This is a genomic window from Pseudomonas sp. xss_4 (assembly GCF_043104125.1).
GTDB lineage: Bacteria > Pseudomonadota > Gammaproteobacteria > Pseudomonadales > Pseudomonadaceae > Aquipseudomonas > Aquipseudomonas parafulva_B.
Map to the genome: position 1 here is coordinate 124374 of NZ_JBICKJ010000071.1, position 13885 is coordinate 138258.

The following is a 13885-nucleotide window of genomic DNA, read 5'->3' on the forward strand; positions in this document are numbered from 1 at the left end:
GTAACCTCTGGTTGTTGAACGCGCCTGTGGCGCACTGGTTGTTATGCCAGTGCGCCACAGGCGCGTTTTCATTTACAGTTTTACAAGCATCCCTCGAGAGGAGGCGCTACATGGGCGTAACCAATGGGTTAGCCTGCTATTCCGACCCTGCCGATCAATACTCGCATCGGGTTCGCCTTGTGTTGGCCGAAAAGGCCGTTGACGCGCACATCACCGACGTCGATACCGACAAGATTCCGCCGCGGCTCGCCGAACTGAACCCGTATGACAGCGTGCCGACCTTGGTTGATCGGGATTTGGTCCTGTATGAGTCGTCGGTGATCATGGAGTACCTGGAGGAGCGCTATCCGCATCCTCCGCTGATGCCGGTCTATCCGGTGGGGCGTGGCAATAGCCGGTTACTGATGCACCGTATCCAGCGTGACTGGTGCAGCCTGGCTGATCAGATTCTCGACCCACGCACCGGTGAGGCTGCCCGTGCAGAGGCTCGCAAGGCGCTGCGCGAGAGCCTGACCGGTGTCTCGCCGCTGTTTGGCGAGTTCGCCTGTTTCATGAGCGATGAGCAAAGCCTGGTCGATTGCTGTCTACTGCCCATACTCTGGCGTCTGCCGATGATGGGTATCGAATTGCCGCGGCAAGCCAAGCCGCTGCTGGATTACATGGAGCGACAGTTCGCCCGGGAGTCATTCCAGGCAAGCCTGTCGTCCGTTGAACGCGAAATGCGCACGCTTTGAGGAGCTGTTGATGAACTCCAGTCGCCCCTATCTGGTTCGAGCACTGTACGAGTGGATCGTCGACAACGATTGCACACCCCATATGTTGGTCAATGCCGAGTACCCGAAAGTACAGGTGCCGGAAGGTTTTGCCAGTGATGGCCAGATCGTCCTGAATGTGTCGCCCAGCGCTGTGCGCAGTTTGCACATGGACAATGACGCCGTCAGCTTCGAAGGCCGTTTTGGCGGCGTGCCCCATTCGTTGTTCGTGCCCATTGGCGCGGTACTGGGTATTTATGCCCGCGAAAATGGTCAGGGCATGGTTTTCGAGTTGGAGTCTTCGATGATGGAGGACGAGGAAATCGAGGACGATCAGGAGCAGCCTGATGATGATGGGCCGCCAGAAGGCGGCGGGCAGCCACCGCGCCCGAGCGGTCGGCCAAGTTTGAAAGTGGTGAAATAAGAAAAGGCGATCCGCAAGGATCGCCTTTTTAGTACTGGCAATAGGCTAGGTGCGCGAGGGCCTGCGCGGCCTGGCGTGCTCAAGTGTTCAGTCGATGTACTCGAACAGTTTCACGATTTTTTGCACACCAGACACGCTTTGCACGACGGCAGTGGCGGCATTGGCCTCCTGCTGGGTGACGAGCCCCAACAAATACACGATGCCATTCTCGGTGATCACTTTGATCCGCGAGCTGGGTACTGCTGTATCGGCCAGCATCTGAGTCTTGATCTTGGTGGTCAACCACGCATCGTTGTTGCGCGCCAGGATGGAGGAGGGCTGCATGACCTGCAGTTCGTTATGCACCTTCTTGACGCGCTGGACTTGGCTGGCCGTCTGTTCGGCAAGGCTCTTGAGGTCGGCGCGTGGCGTCTGGCCAGCCAACAGAACGATGCCGTTGTAGCTGCTGACGACGATGTGCGAGCCCTTGTCGAGGTCCGGGCTTGCCTTGGCGATGTTCACCGATGCCTTGGTCTCGATCAGTGAATCGTCGATCTTGCTGCCAATGGTGCGAGTGCCTCGGTCGTCCTCGATGGGCGAATTACGAGCAGAGTTGAGTACCGAACTGCAGCCGGTGACGCTCAGGCACAAGGTCAAGGCCATGAGGCCAATGCGCATAGGGGTCATTCTTCACTCCCGAACAGTTGGCTGTCGATCAGATCGCACAGGCAATGGATCGCCAGCAGGTGGACTTCCTGGATGCGAGCGGTCACCGTCGAGGGTACCCGAATCTCGACGTCCTCTGGCAGCAATAGCGAGGCCATGCCCCCGCCGTCGCGGCCCGTCAATGCTACGACAATCATTTCGCGGTCATGTGCGGCCTGGATGGCCTGGATGACGTTGGCGGAATTGCCGCTGGTGGAGATGGCCAGCAGAACATCCCCGGGTTGGCCCAAGGCGCGGATCTGCTTGGAAAACACCTCGTTGTAACTGTAGTCATTGGCAATCGAGGTCAGGGTCGAGCTGTCAGTGGTCAGCGCGATTGCTGGCAGGCTGGGGCGTTCGCGTTCGAAGCGGTTGAGCAGCTCCGAAGAGAAATGTTGCGCATCGCCGGCCGAGCCGCCGTTGCCGCACGCGAGCATCTTGCCCTCGTTGAGCAGTGCGTTGACCATGACCAGGCTGGCCTGCTCGATGTGCGGTGCCAGGATGTCCATTGCCTGTTGCTTGGTATCGATGCTGGCCTGGAACAGCCGGCGGATTCGGGATTGCATGTCCATCTGGTGACCTTAAATGGGGCGGAGGCCGTCGCGGCACGCGACGGTAATCAGCCCGCGAAACATAGAGCAAAAAGAACGAAGTGGGTTCAGCATTCGAAGGCGTTTTTCAACCATTCGAGCGGCTTGCCAGCATGATGGCTGCCTTGAAGGGCGACCACGTCGAAGCGGCAAGGACAGTCGCCCCATTGAGGTTTCTGATGCAGGAACAGGCTGGCGGCAAGCACCAGCCGCTTCTGCTTGCGCTGATCGATACTGCCGAGGGCGCCACCGAAGTGCGCGTGCAACCGATAGCGGACTTCGACGAATACTACTGTATCGGCGTCGAGCATGACCAGATCAAGCTCGCCTCCTTTGCATCGCCAGTTGCGGTCAATCAGCTTCAGGCCATGCCCTTGAAGGTACTCAAGGGCATGGTTTTCCGCCGCTTGCCCAGCATGGCTTGGCGGGGCAGCGGTCATCAGCGGGGCGTGTCAGGGAGGCGCTTGACCTGGCCGCCGGCGAACTCTGCCCACGGCAACTGACGCTCAACGCGCTGGCTGGCATTGATGCCGAGGTTGCCAGACAGGCCCTGGATACGGCTGTCCGGCAGGGCCTTGAGCTGACCGAGGCGCGGGGCCAGGCTGTAGGCGTCTACACCCATGGCATACAGGCGGCCCAGGCTGCCCGCCGCTTGCGGCCATTGCTGTACCACCTGCTGGCGGAGGCTGTTGCTGCTGTCGAGCAACCATGGGGTTTCACAGAAACGGATGCCGTTCATGTCGTTGTACTGGTTCACATCGCCGCTGGCGCTGTACAGGTTGGAAGTGGCATAGACTGGCACGTCACCTGCGTACTGGAAGTTCAGCGTCGGCTTGATCTGCTGCGCCTGCTGTGGGGTGGCTGCCAGGAACAGGAAGTCGATGTCCTGGCGACGTGCCGGCTGGGCAGCGATGCTGCCGCCCACGGTGCTTTGCACGCTCTTGGCGCGCCCTTCGCTTTGGCGCAGCTGGAACAGGTCGGCAATCTGCTGGGCCAGTGCCACGGGCTGGGCAATACGCTCTGCAGCCAGCAGTGTACCGCCGTTGCTCTCCCAATCCTGACGGAACGCGGCCAGGACACGATCGCCCCATTCACCGCTCGGCACCATGGCAACGGCGCGGACCATGCCGTCTGCGCGGGCCCTGCGGGACACCTCGCGGGCCTCGTCCTCGGCGGCAAGGCCGAACTGGAACAGTTGAGGCGGCGCCTTTTGACCCGCGTCGGCATAGTTCAGTGCCAGGGTGGTGATCGGAAGCTGCGGCTTGGCAGCCAATTGCTTGACCAGGGGTTTCTCCAATGGGCCAATGACAAGCTGCACGCCGTCGGCCTGCGCCTGTCGGTAGAAGTCGTCCAGCGACCCGATGCGGGAGCTGTCGACCATCTGCACGGACGGGGCGGGTTGCCCGGATTGCTGGGCCTGGAAGTGGGCGGCCATGAACCCGTCACGCAGCGCGCGCGCCACACCGGCCAATGGGCCTTCCTGGGGAAGTAGCAGGGCGATACGCGTCAGAGGCTGGCTAGCCAGCTCCTTGAGCTTGGTGAGGGCAGTGGGCAACTGTTTCGCGGCAGGATGATCCGGGTGCTGTTTGACCCAGTCGTCGATGGCTGCCTGTTGCTGCTCCAGGGTGCCGGCGCCCTTGACGGCCAGGGCGAGGCTGGACCAGCCCGCCAGGACCGGATCGTTGGCGGGCTGTTGCAGCTGCTCGGTCGACAGCGAGGCGACAAGTGACCAGATGGCATCGTGGTTGGCGCTGGCGGCTTGCCCGCTGAGCAGCGGTGCCAACAGCACACGCTGCTGGGCAGCGGCCATGGCCTGCCCGTCGGCCTCCAGAGCGGCGGCATGTACCGAATAGGTGCGCACCTGCTGTTGCGCAGGCAATTCGGGCACGTGCTGCAGGCTGGGATGCTGCAGCGCGCTCAAGGCAGCCTTGGGTTGGTTGCGGCTCATGGCAAGTTCGGCGGTCAGCGTGACGGCGAACACCTGCTGGGCGGGCTTGAGCGTGTCTACCTGGACTTGTTCGAGAATGCGTGCGGCGCGCGGGAAGTCCTTCTGCTGGTAGGCCATGTCTGCGGCGCTCAGGCGCAGCAGTGCGGCATCTTCGGCAGACTTGCTGGAGGTCGCCCGTTCGAGCAGTTGCTCGATGCTGGCATCCGGCGTACGGGGCAGCTCGCCAAGGCTGGATGAGGGCGAACTGGCGCAGGCTGCCAGCAGGGCAGCGAGACAGAAGGCTGTGAGCAGCCGCAGGCAGGCGATCATGTAATTGTCCTGTTACTCGATCAAGTTGGCTGGCGATTGTACCCAAGCGCTGGCCCGGGCGCGATGTCGCCGTGTGGAAGCTTCACTATAGGCCTGCTGTGGCGCAGCGGCGTTCAACTTCTTTGCGCGCTGTTGCGGGTGCTCGGGCTACAATGCCTGCTTTGATTTCAATGGCAGGTGCGTGCAGTGACTGATGTGGCCGGGGCTTCGACCGCCCCAGTGGGAACGCTTTATGTGGTGGCAACGCCTATCGGCAATCTTGATGACATGAGTGCCAGGGCGCTGAAGGTGCTGGCAAGCGTGTCACTGATCGCTGCCGAGGACACGCGCCATTCGATCCGCCTGCTGCAACACTTCGGCATCGACACACCACTGGCCGCCTGCCATGAACATAACGAGCGGGATGAGGGGGGGCGCTTTCTGACCCGGCTATTGGCCGGCGACGATGTGGCGCTGGTGTCTGACGCAGGCACACCGCTGATTTCGGACCCCGGTTATCACCTGGTGCGACAGGCTCGCGCTGCAGGTGTGCCCGTGGTGCCGGTGCCTGGCGCCTGTGCCTTGATCGCCGCACTGTCAGCGGCAGGCTTGCCTTCGGATCGCTTCATCTTCGAAGGTTTCCTGCCCGCCAAGACAGCGGGGCGCCGCGCCCGTCTGGAGCAGGTCAAGGAGGAGCCGCGTACCTTGATCTTCTATGAGGCGCCGCATCGCATCCTGGAGTGCCTGGACGACATGCAGGCGGTGTTTGGCGCAGACCGTCCAGCGGTGCTGGCGCGCGAAATCACCAAAACGTTTGAAACCCTCAAGGGCCTGCCTTTGTCCGAGCTACATGCGTTCGTTGCCGGCGACAGCAATCAGCAGCGCGGCGAATGTGTGGTACTGGTAGGCGGCTGGAGCGCGCCGGAAGGCGAACAGGGTATCGGCACAGAAGCGCAGCGCGTACTTGACCTTCTGCTGGCCGAGCTTCCGCTCAAGCGGGCAGCGGCGCTGGCGTCGGAAATAACGGGCGTACGCAAGAACCTGCTGTATCAAGTTGCACTGGAAAAACAGAAAGCGCAGTAGTGGCTAGTTGATATAAAAGGCGGTAACGCTTGTTCTTGGCAGCATCTGCCGGTACTCTTTGCGCCGGAGAGTCGATCGGACAGTCGCTGCCCGTTTAAGTTCCACCGCATTGCGGTGTCGCTGGCGGGGGGAGGAAAGTCCGGGCTCCGCAGGGCAGAGTGCCAGGTAACGCCTGGGAGGCGCGAGCCTACGGAAAGTGCCACAGAAAACAACCGCCTAAGCACTTCGGTGCCGGTAAGGGTGAAAAGGTGCGGTAAGAGCGCACCGCACGGCTGGCAACAGCCCGTGGCTAGGTAAACCCCACTCGGAGCAAGACCAAATAGGGTTCCATCAGGCGTGGCCCGCGTCGGAACCGGGTAGGTTGCTAGAGGCGTCCAGTGATGGCCGTCGTAGAGGAATGACTGTCCTCGACAAAACCCGGCTTACAGATCGACTCTCCACCTCTTCCCTCCTGCTTGAATCGATAGCAGATCTCATCTTGTAATGCCGAAAAAATCTTACTCTTGATAAATCACTTTAAGTTCGGCCCGCATCGGGTTGTGCGCATTTGATTTCTCAAGTCTTTTTATTCCCCAGATAGTCTTTCCACATTCCTTTAACGCGCTAAATCTCGGTCATGTAAGGCTTTTCCTTCCGAACGTGCCTTGACGGTGCTGCGGGCGGATTCCTATAGTGTGCGCAGGTGGCAGGAAGTGGGATGAAGTGGGTTTTCTGACACAAAAAAGCTAATATTGTGGGGAATCGCAGCCGTGTTTCGCGGAGCCAATGCCGTCAGTCTCGATGCCAAGGGCCGTCTCGCCATGCCGAGCCGGTACCGTGACGAGCTCGATTCGCGTTGCAACGGCCAGCTGATCGTGACCATCGACGCTGTCGATCCCTGCTTGTGCGTCTACCCGCTCGATGAGTGGGAGCAAATTGAAGCCAAGTTGCGAGCCTTGCCATCGCTTCGTGAGGAAAACCGCCGCCTGCAGCGCTTGCTGATTGGTAATGCGGTCGACCTAGAGCTTGATGGCAGTGGTCGCTTCCTGGTGCCGCCCCGCTTGCGTGAGTACGCCCGGCTGGACAAGAAGGCGATGCTGGTGGGGCAACTGAACAAATTCCAGCTGTGGGATGAGGAAGCCTGGAACACGGTTTCGGCAGCCGACCTCGCAGCTATCCAACAACCGGGCGCCATGCCCGACGAATTGCGTGACCTGATCCTGTGACCATAGATAGCGGCTTCAACCACATTACCGTCCTGCTCGACGAAGCTGTCGAGGCACTGGCCTTGCGCGCCGACGGTTGCTATCTGGACGGCACCTTTGGCCGTGGCGGACACAGTCGGCTGATCCTCAGCAAGCTCGGCCCAGAAGGGCGGCTGTTGGGATTTGACAAAGACCCACAAGCGATTGCCACAGGGCAAGCGCTGGCGGCCGAAGACGGCCGCTTTGTCATTGTGCAGCGCAGCTTTGCCGAGCTGGGTGCAGAAGTGGCCGAGCGTGGCCTGCACGGTAAGGTGAGCGGGATACTGATGGACCTGGGCGTGTCTTCACCACAGCTTGATGACCCGGAGCGTGGCTTCAGCTTCCTTAATGACGGGCCGCTGGACATGCGCATGAACCCCGACCAGGGCATCAGCGCCGCCGAATTCATTGCCACCGCGCCGGTCGAGGAAATCGCCCGCGTATTCAAGGAGTATGGCGAGGAGCGCTTCGCCGGCCGTATGGCCCGTGCAGTCGTCGAGCGCCGTGAAAAGCAGCCGTTCACCCGCACAGGCGACCTTGCCGAGGTTCTCAAGGTGGCCAACCCTGCATGGGAAAAGGGCAAGAACCCAGCCACCCGCGCGTTCCAGGGCCTGCGTATCCACGTCAACAACGAACTCGGCGACCTGGAAACCGGCCTGCAAGCGGCCATCGACGCACTGGAGGTTGGCGGTCGCCTGGCCGTGATCAGCTTCCACTCGCTCGAAGACCGCATCGTCAAGCTGTTCATGCGCAAACTGGCCAAGGGCGAAGCTGACAACCTGCCGCGCAACCTGCCCGTGCAGCACAAGGTGTTCGAGCCCACCATCAAGCTGATCGGTAAAGCCCAGTTCGCCTCCGATGCAGAGCTCAAGGCCAACCCCCGCTCACGCAGTGCGGTGATGCGTGTTGCGGAGAAATTGCGGTGAGCAAGTTGTTCGCCAAACCTCTGCCTGGCGGCAGCTTCCTCATGCTCATGCTGTTCGTCGGCGTGCTGGGCTCGGCCATTGCCGTGTCGTACAGCGCGCACTGGAACCGACAATTGCTCAATACCCTGTACGGGGAGCTCAACGAGCGGGACAAGGCCCAGGCTGAATGGGGCCGGTTGATCCTGGAGCAAAGCACTTGGACAGCGGCCAGTCGCATCGAAAACCTGGCTACCGAGCAGCTCAAGATGCGCGTGCCAGCCGCTGACGAAGTGCGGATGGTGGCGCCATGATGAAGCTCGAAGGCGCACTCTATCCCTGGCGGTTCCGTGTGGTCGTCGGCCTGTTGGCGCTGATGGTCGGTGCCATTTGCTGGCGCATCATCGACCTGCAGGTCGTCGACCGCGATTTCCTCAAGGGGCAGGGCGATGCACGCAGCCTGCGCCACATTCCCATCCCTGCGCACCGTGGCTTGATCACTGACCGCAACGGTGAGCCGCTGGCGGTCAGCACGCCGGTCACCACGCTGTGGGCCAACCCCAAGGAAATGCAGGCTTCGCGCGACCGCTGGCCGCAGTTGGCAACCGCTCTGGGGCAAAATCCCCAGCAGCTCACCGAGCGCCTGACCCAGCAAGCCAACAAGGAATTCATCTACCTGGTCCGCGGCCTGACCCCGGAGCAGGGGCAGCATGTGCTGGACCTGAAGGTACCAGGCGTCTATGGGCTGGAAGAGTTCCGCCGCTTCTACCCTGCCGGCGACGTGACCGCCCACATGGTCGGCTTTACCGACCTGGACGATCACGGTCGCGAAGGCGTCGAGCTGGCCTATGACGAGTGGCTGGCCGGTGTACCGGGCAAGCGGCAGGTGATCAAGGACCGGCGCGGCCGCCTGATCAAGGACATCCAGGTCACCAAGAACGCCAAGGCAGGGAAGACCTTGGCGTTGTCGATTGACCTGCGCCTTCAATACCTGGCTACCCGCGAACTGCGCAACGCCATCGCCGAGCAGGACGCCAAGGCCGGCAGCCTGGTGATCATGGACGTCAAGACCGGTGAGGTTTTGGCGATGGTCAACCAGCCTACCTACAACCCCAACAACCGCCGCAGCATGTTCCCGGCGGCCATGCGCAACCGGGCCATCATCGACGTGTTCGAGCCTGGCTCCACGGTCAAGCCGATCTCGATGAGTGCCGCACTGGAAAGCGGCCGCTGGAAGCCTACCGACAAGGTCGAGGTTTACCCGGGCAGTCTGCAGATCGGTCGCTATACCATCAAGGACGTGTCCCGAAGCGAGGGTCCGATCCTCGACCTGACCGGCATTCTGATCAACTCCAGTAACGTGGGCATGAGCAAGATCGCCTTCGATATCGGCGGCGAAGCCATCTACCGTGTCATGTCCCAGGTCGGGCTGGGCCAGTACACCGGCCTGGGTTTCCCGGGCGAGCGCGTCGGCAACCTGCCCAACCACCGGGAGTGGCGCAAGGCCGAAACAGCCACGCTGTCGTACGGCTACGGCGTTTCGGTCACCGCCCTGCAGCTGGTGCACGCTTATGCAGCCTTGGCCAACGACGGCAAGATGGTGCCGCTGTCGATCCTCAAGGTGGACAAGGCGCCCGAAGCCGTCCAGGCGATTCCCAAGGAAACCGCAGAAACCGTGCAGGGCATGCTCCAGCAAGTGATCGAGGCGCCGCGCGGCGTGTTCCGTGCCCAGGTGCCGTTCTACCACGTGGCCGGCAAGTCCGGTACCGCGCGTAAAGCCACGGTGGGTTCCAAGGGCTACACCGAAAATGCCTATCGCTCGCTGTTCGCAGGCTTCGGCCCGATGAGCGACCCGCGCTATGCGATCGTCGTGGTAATCGACGAACCCGGCAAAGGCGGCTACTTCGGCGGTCTGGTATCGGCACCTGTGTTCAGCAAGGTCATGTCCGGCACCCTTCGGTTGATGAACGTGCCGCCAGACAACCTGCCGCCACCTGCGCCGGCAGCGCCGGCAAGCCAATCGCAAGTCAATGCAGCAGCCGCCAACGGAGGGCGTGGATAATGACAATGCCATTGAGCAAGCTCTTCGCCCATGCCAGCCGCGACCCGCTGATTCGTGAACTGACCCTCGATAGCCGCAACGTGCGCCCAGGCGACCTGTTCCTGGCAGTGCCTGGGGCCAAGGTTGATGGCCGCGAGCATATCGCCGACGCGCTGGCCCGTGGCGCTGCCGCCGTGGCTTACGAGGAACAGGGCGCCACGGTGCTGCCGCTGACCGATGTACCGCTGATTCCAGTCAAGGGCCTGATCGCCCAGCTGTCGGACATCGCCGGGCGCTTCTATGGCGAGCCCAGCCGCCAGTTGAACCTGGTAGGCGTGACCGGCACCAACGGCAAGACCAGCGTCACCCAACTGGTGGCACAGGCGCTCGACCTGTTGGGCCAGCGTTGCGGCCTGGTGGGTACCCTGGGGACGGGTTTCTACGGCGAGCTGAAAAGCGGTCGACTGACCACGCCTGACCCGATCGCCGTGCAGTCGACCCTGTACGACTTGAAAAAACAAGGCGCCAAGGCCGTTGCCATGGAAGTGTCCTCCCATGCCCTGGAGCAGGGGCGTGTAGCGGCCTTGGCGTTCGACATCGCGGTGATGACCAACCTGTCCCGTGACCACCTCGACTACCACGGCAGCATGCAGGCCTACGAAGCGGCCAAGGCCAAGCTGTTTGCCTGGCCAAGCCTGCGTTGCCAAGTGGTCAATCTGGACGACGACTTCGGTCGCCGCCTGGCTGACGCCTACGCTCACAAGCCGATGGCCGAGCGCATCGATACCCGGTTGATCACCTACAGCCTGGAGCACTCGGACGCCTCGCTGTACTGCCCCAAGGCCAAGTTCGACGACGATGGCGTCTGCGCCACCCTCGTCACCGCCCAGGGCGAGCGCACGTTGCGCACGCAGCTGCTGGGTCGCTTCAACCTGAGCAACGTATTGGCGGCCGTGGCGACCCTGCTGGCGTTGGACTACGCCCTGGACGAGATCCTCAAGGTCATGCCGCAGTTGCACGGCCCTGTTGGCCGCATGCAACGCCTGGGCGGCGGCGACAAGCCCCTGGTGGTGGTCGACTACGCGCACACGCCCGATGCCCTGGAAAAAGTGCTCCAGGCCCTACGCCCCCATGCCCACGGCCAACTGCTGTGCCTGTTCGGCTGTGGCGGCGACCGTGACCGGGGCAAGCGCCCGCTGATGGCAGAAGTGGCCGAACGTCTGGCCGACCGGGTGCTGGTGACCGACGACAACCCGCGTACCGAAGACCCAATGCGCATCTTCGACGATATTCGGCCCGGCTTTACGGCGCCGGCCGAGGTGGCGTTCGTGGCCGGTCGCGGTGAGGCCATCGCCCAGCTGATCGCCGGTGCCGCTGCCGACGACGTCATCGTGCTGGCCGGCAAGGGACACGAGGACTATCAGGAGATCAACGCGCAGCGCCATGCGTTTTCCGATTTGACCGAGGCCGAAAAGGCACTCGCAGCCTGGGAGGCCCCCAATGCTTGAGGCGATGACGCTTAGCCAGGTGAGCGCCACCTTGAAGGGTCGCCTGACCGGCGCCGATGCCCGCTTCGATGGCGTCAGCATCGACAGCCGCAGCGTCGCGCCGGGGCAACTCTTCGTTGCCCTGGCCGGCCCGCGCTTTGACGGTCATGACTACCTGACGGACGTCAAGGCCAAGGGCGCCGTGGCGGCGCTGGTCGAACGCCAAGTGCAGGGCGTCGACCTGCCGCAATTGGTGGTCGCTGATTGTCGCCTGGCCCTTGGCCAGCTCGGTGCACTCAACCGGGCGGCCTTTGACAAGCCCGTGGTGGCCATTACCGGGTCCAGCGGCAAGACCACGGTCAAGGAAATGCTCGCCAGTGTCCTGCGCACGCGCGGCCTGGTGCATGCCACACGCGGCAACCTGAACAATGACCTGGGCGCGCCGCTGACCTTGTTGGAAATCGCCCCCGAGCACAGCGCCGCCGTCATCGAGCTGGGCGCCTCGCGCATCGGCGAAATTCGCTACACCGTGGGTTTGACTCAGCCCCAAGTGGTCATCATCAACAATGCCGGCACCGCGCACGTGGGTGAATTCGGCGGCCCGGAGAAAATCGTCGAGGCCAAGGGCGAAATCCTCGAAGGACTGGGTGAGGGCGGTACCGCTATTCTCAACCTGGCCGACAAGGCCTTCGACACTTGGCGAACGCGTGCCGGCGATCACCGGGTCGTGAGCTTTGCGCTCGACGATACCTGTGCCGACTTCCATGCCAGTGACATTGGCCGTGACCCCCGCGGCTGCCCGTCCTTCACCCTGCACGGGGCCGGCGGGCAGGCGCAGGTGCAACTCAACGTCCTGGGCGTGCACAACGTCAGCAACGCCTTGGCCGCCGCCGCCGCCGCCCATGCCGTGGGCATCAGCCTGCAGGGCATTGCTGCCGGCCTGGCTGCGGTCCAGCCGGTCAAGGGCCGCACCGTGGCGCAGGTCACCCCGAGCGGCGCTCGCGTGATCGACGACAGTTACAACGCAAATCCCACCTCCATGTGTGCCGCCATTGATATACTCGCCGGCTTTTCCGGACGCACCGTCCTGGTGCTTGGAGAAATCGGCGAGCTGGGTCAGTGGGCGCAGGAAGGTCACCGTCAGGTGGGTGACTACGCCCGCGGCAAGGTCGACGCCTTGTATGCGGTGGGTGCCAACATGGCGCACGCCGTCGAGGCGTTCGGTACCCATGGCCACCATTACGCTACGCAGGCCGCGCTGATCGAAGCAGTCAGTGCCGAAAATGCCGGCGATACCACTATCTTGATCAAGGGCTCGCGCAGCGCTGCGATGGAAAATGTCGTGGCCGCACTGTGCGGTGCCAGCGGGGAGAAACATTAATGCTGCTGCTGTTGGCCGAGTATCTGCAACAGTTCCACAAAGGCTTCGCGGTCTTCCAGTACCTCTCCCTGCGCGGGATTCTCGGGGTGCTTACCGCGTTGTCGCTGGCGCTGTGGCTGGGGCCGTGGATGATCCGTACCCTGCAAATTCGCCAGATCGGCCAGGCCGTTCGCAATGACGGGCCGCAGTCGCACCTGTCCAAGTCCGGTACGCCGACCATGGGCGGGGCATTGATCCTGTCTGCCATTGCCGTCAGTACCTTGCTGTGGGCTGACCTGACCAACCGTTATGTCTGGGTGGTGCTGATCGTTACCCTGGCCTTCGGTGCCATCGGCTGGGTCGACGACTACCGCAAGGTCATCGAGAAGAACTCCCGCGGCCTGCCAAGTCGCTGGAAGTACTTCTGGCAGTCGGTGTTCGGCCTGGCTGCGGCCGTGTTCCTCTACAAGACGGCCCCGACCAGTGTCGAGACCACCCTGATACTGCCGTTCATCAAGGACGTTACCATCCCCCTGGGCATCGGTTTCGTGGTGCTGACCTATTTCGTCATCGTCGGCTCCAGCAACGCCGTGAACCTGACCGATGGCCTGGATGGCCTTGCCATCATGCCGACCGTGATGGTCGGCGGGGCGCTGGGCATCTTCTGCTACCTGTCAGGCAACGTGAAATTCGCCGAGTACCTGTTGATCCCGTACGTACCCGGCTCTGGTGAGCTGATCGTGTTCTGCGGCGCACTGATCGGTGCCGGCCTGGGCTTTCTGTGGTTCAACACCTACCCGGCACAAGTGTTCATGGGCGACGTGGGCGCACTGGCGCTGGGCGCGGCGCTGGGCACCATCGCCGTGATCGTACGCCAGGAGATCGTGCTGTTCATCATGGGCGGTGTATTCGTGATGGAAACCCTGTCCGTGGTCATCCAGGTCGCTTCCTTCAAGCTGACCGGCAAGCGCGTGTTCCGCATGGCGCCGATTCACCACCACTTTGAACTCAAGGGCTGGCCAGAGCCACGCGTGATCGTCCGTTTCTGGATCATCACCGTGATCCTGGTGCTGATTGGCCTTGCCACCCTGAAACTGAGGTAG

At 62.4% G+C, this 13885-nt stretch carries 14 protein-coding genes and 1 other RNA gene; 11 read left to right on the plus strand and 4 right to left on the minus strand.

Annotated elements, in window-relative coordinates; genetic code table 11:
• Nucleotides 1-110: 110 nt before the first annotated feature.
• Entirely contained in the window at nt 111-734 is a 624-nt protein-coding gene (locus ACF8GB_RS15460) for a glutathione S-transferase N-terminal domain-containing protein (protein WP_392527288.1), read from the plus strand.
• A 10-nt stretch (nt 735-744) separates the two neighbouring features.
• Nucleotides 745-1176 carry a ClpXP protease specificity-enhancing factor gene (locus ACF8GB_RS15465; RefSeq protein ID WP_058604945.1) on the plus strand — a complete coding sequence of 144 codons (432 nt, stop codon included), beginning with the start codon at nt 745-747 and terminating at the stop codon, nt 1174-1176.
• Between the two features lie 87 nt (nt 1177-1263).
• Here the strand turns inward: ACF8GB_RS15465 and ACF8GB_RS15470 are convergent, their stop codons facing one another.
• From ACF8GB_RS15470 to ACF8GB_RS15485, 4 genes are all read right to left on the minus strand, one after another.
• Nucleotides 1264-1842, minus strand: a complete 579-nt coding sequence (locus tag ACF8GB_RS15470) for a BON domain-containing protein (RefSeq protein ID WP_058604946.1) — start codon at nt 1840-1842, stop codon at nt 1264-1266.
• A complete protein-coding gene (locus tag ACF8GB_RS15475; protein ID WP_012274070.1) occupies nt 1839-2432 on the minus strand; it encodes a phosphoheptose isomerase in 594 nt (197 codons plus the stop codon). Before ACF8GB_RS15475 ends, ACF8GB_RS15470 begins: the two co-directional genes overlap by 4 nt.
• An 86-nt stretch (nt 2433-2518) precedes the next feature.
• Nucleotides 2519-2890: a YraN family protein gene (locus tag ACF8GB_RS15480; protein WP_196185166.1), complete on the minus strand. Its 372-nt coding sequence runs from the start codon at nt 2888-2890 to the stop codon at nt 2519-2521.
• Nucleotides 2890-4707, minus strand: a complete 1818-nt coding sequence (locus tag ACF8GB_RS15485) for a penicillin-binding protein activator (protein WP_144964872.1) — start codon at nt 4705-4707, stop codon at nt 2890-2892. Before ACF8GB_RS15485 ends, ACF8GB_RS15480 begins: the two co-directional genes overlap by 1 nt.
• A 186-nt stretch (nt 4708-4893) precedes the next feature.
• On the opposite strand from ACF8GB_RS15485, the gene rsmI reads away from it, so the two are divergent.
• From rsmI to mraY, 9 genes are all read left to right on the plus strand, one after another.
• Nucleotides 4894-5769 carry a 16S rRNA (cytidine(1402)-2'-O)-methyltransferase gene (gene rsmI, locus ACF8GB_RS15490; RefSeq protein WP_196135101.1) on the plus strand — a complete coding sequence of 292 codons (876 nt, stop codon included), beginning with the start codon at nt 4894-4896 and terminating at the stop codon, nt 5767-5769.
• A gap of 67 nt (nt 5770-5836) precedes the next feature.
• Nucleotides 5837-6210: RNase P RNA component class A (gene rnpB / locus ACF8GB_RS15495), an RNA gene on the plus strand.
• A gap of 308 nt (nt 6211-6518) precedes the next feature.
• On the plus strand, nt 6519-6974 hold the full coding sequence (gene mraZ, locus ACF8GB_RS15500; protein ID WP_023534344.1) for a division/cell wall cluster transcriptional repressor MraZ: 456 nt from the start codon (nt 6519-6521) through the stop codon (nt 6972-6974).
• Nucleotides 6971-7918, plus strand: a complete 948-nt coding sequence (gene rsmH, locus ACF8GB_RS15505) for a 16S rRNA (cytosine(1402)-N(4))-methyltransferase RsmH (RefSeq protein ID WP_058604950.1) — start codon at nt 6971-6973, stop codon at nt 7916-7918. The genes mraZ and rsmH overlap by 4 nt, the downstream gene beginning before the upstream one ends.
• Nucleotides 7915-8208, plus strand: coding sequence for a cell division protein FtsL (ftsL, locus tag ACF8GB_RS15510; RefSeq protein ID WP_023534348.1), 294 nt, complete (start codon nt 7915-7917; stop codon nt 8206-8208). Before rsmH ends, ftsL begins: the two co-directional genes overlap by 4 nt.
• Nucleotides 8208-9956 carry a penicillin-binding protein 2 gene (locus ACF8GB_RS15515; protein WP_167338592.1) on the plus strand — a complete coding sequence of 583 codons (1749 nt, stop codon included), beginning with the start codon at nt 8208-8210 and terminating at the stop codon, nt 9954-9956. The genes ftsL and ACF8GB_RS15515 overlap by 1 nt, the downstream gene beginning before the upstream one ends.
• On the plus strand, nt 9956-11443 hold the full coding sequence (locus ACF8GB_RS15520) for a UDP-N-acetylmuramoyl-L-alanyl-D-glutamate--2,6-diaminopimelate ligase (protein WP_058637162.1): 1488 nt from the start codon (nt 9956-9958) through the stop codon (nt 11441-11443). Before ACF8GB_RS15515 ends, ACF8GB_RS15520 begins: the two co-directional genes overlap by 1 nt.
• The gene (gene murF / locus ACF8GB_RS15525) at nt 11436-12803 is read left to right on the plus strand and encodes a UDP-N-acetylmuramoyl-tripeptide--D-alanyl-D-alanine ligase (protein WP_392527290.1); all 1368 of its coding nucleotides are present in this window, start codon (nt 11436-11438) and stop codon (nt 12801-12803) included. Before ACF8GB_RS15520 ends, murF begins: the two co-directional genes overlap by 8 nt.
• On the plus strand, nt 12803-13885 hold the full coding sequence (gene mraY / locus ACF8GB_RS15530; RefSeq protein WP_015271711.1) for a phospho-N-acetylmuramoyl-pentapeptide-transferase: 1083 nt from the start codon (nt 12803-12805) through the stop codon (nt 13883-13885). Before murF ends, mraY begins: the two co-directional genes overlap by 1 nt.

What these genes read in the sequence shown, in the direction of transcription:
- ACF8GB_RS15475 (WP_012274070.1), bottom strand. Translation starts at nt 2,432, where the DNA reads ATGGACATGCAATCCCGAATCCGCCGGCTGTTCCAGGCCAGCATCGAT.
- ACF8GB_RS15470 (WP_058604946.1), bottom strand. Translation starts at nt 1,842, where the DNA reads ATGACCCCTATGCGCATTGGCCTCATGGCCTTGACCTTGTGCCTGAGC.
- ACF8GB_RS15485 (WP_144964872.1), bottom strand. Translation starts at nt 4,707, where the DNA reads ATGATCGCCTGCCTGCGGCTGCTCACAGCCTTCTGTCTCGCTGCCCTG.
- ACF8GB_RS15480 (WP_196185166.1), bottom strand. Translation starts at nt 2,890, where the DNA reads ATGACCGCTGCCCCGCCAAGCCATGCTGGGCAAGCGGCGGAAAACCAT.
- ACF8GB_RS15465 (WP_058604945.1), top strand. Translation starts at nt 745, where the DNA reads ATGAACTCCAGTCGCCCCTATCTGGTTCGAGCACTGTACGAGTGGATC.
- ACF8GB_RS15460 (WP_392527288.1), top strand. Translation starts at nt 111, where the DNA reads ATGGGCGTAACCAATGGGTTAGCCTGCTATTCCGACCCTGCCGATCAA.
- murF (WP_392527290.1), top strand. Translation starts at nt 11,436, where the DNA reads ATGCTTGAGGCGATGACGCTTAGCCAGGTGAGCGCCACCTTGAAGGGT.
- mraY (WP_015271711.1), top strand. Translation starts at nt 12,803, where the DNA reads ATGCTGCTGCTGTTGGCCGAGTATCTGCAACAGTTCCACAAAGGCTTC.
- ACF8GB_RS15515 (WP_167338592.1), top strand. Translation starts at nt 8,208, where the DNA reads ATGAAGCTCGAAGGCGCACTCTATCCCTGGCGGTTCCGTGTGGTCGTC.
- ACF8GB_RS15520 (WP_058637162.1), top strand. Translation starts at nt 9,956, where the DNA reads ATGACAATGCCATTGAGCAAGCTCTTCGCCCATGCCAGCCGCGACCCG.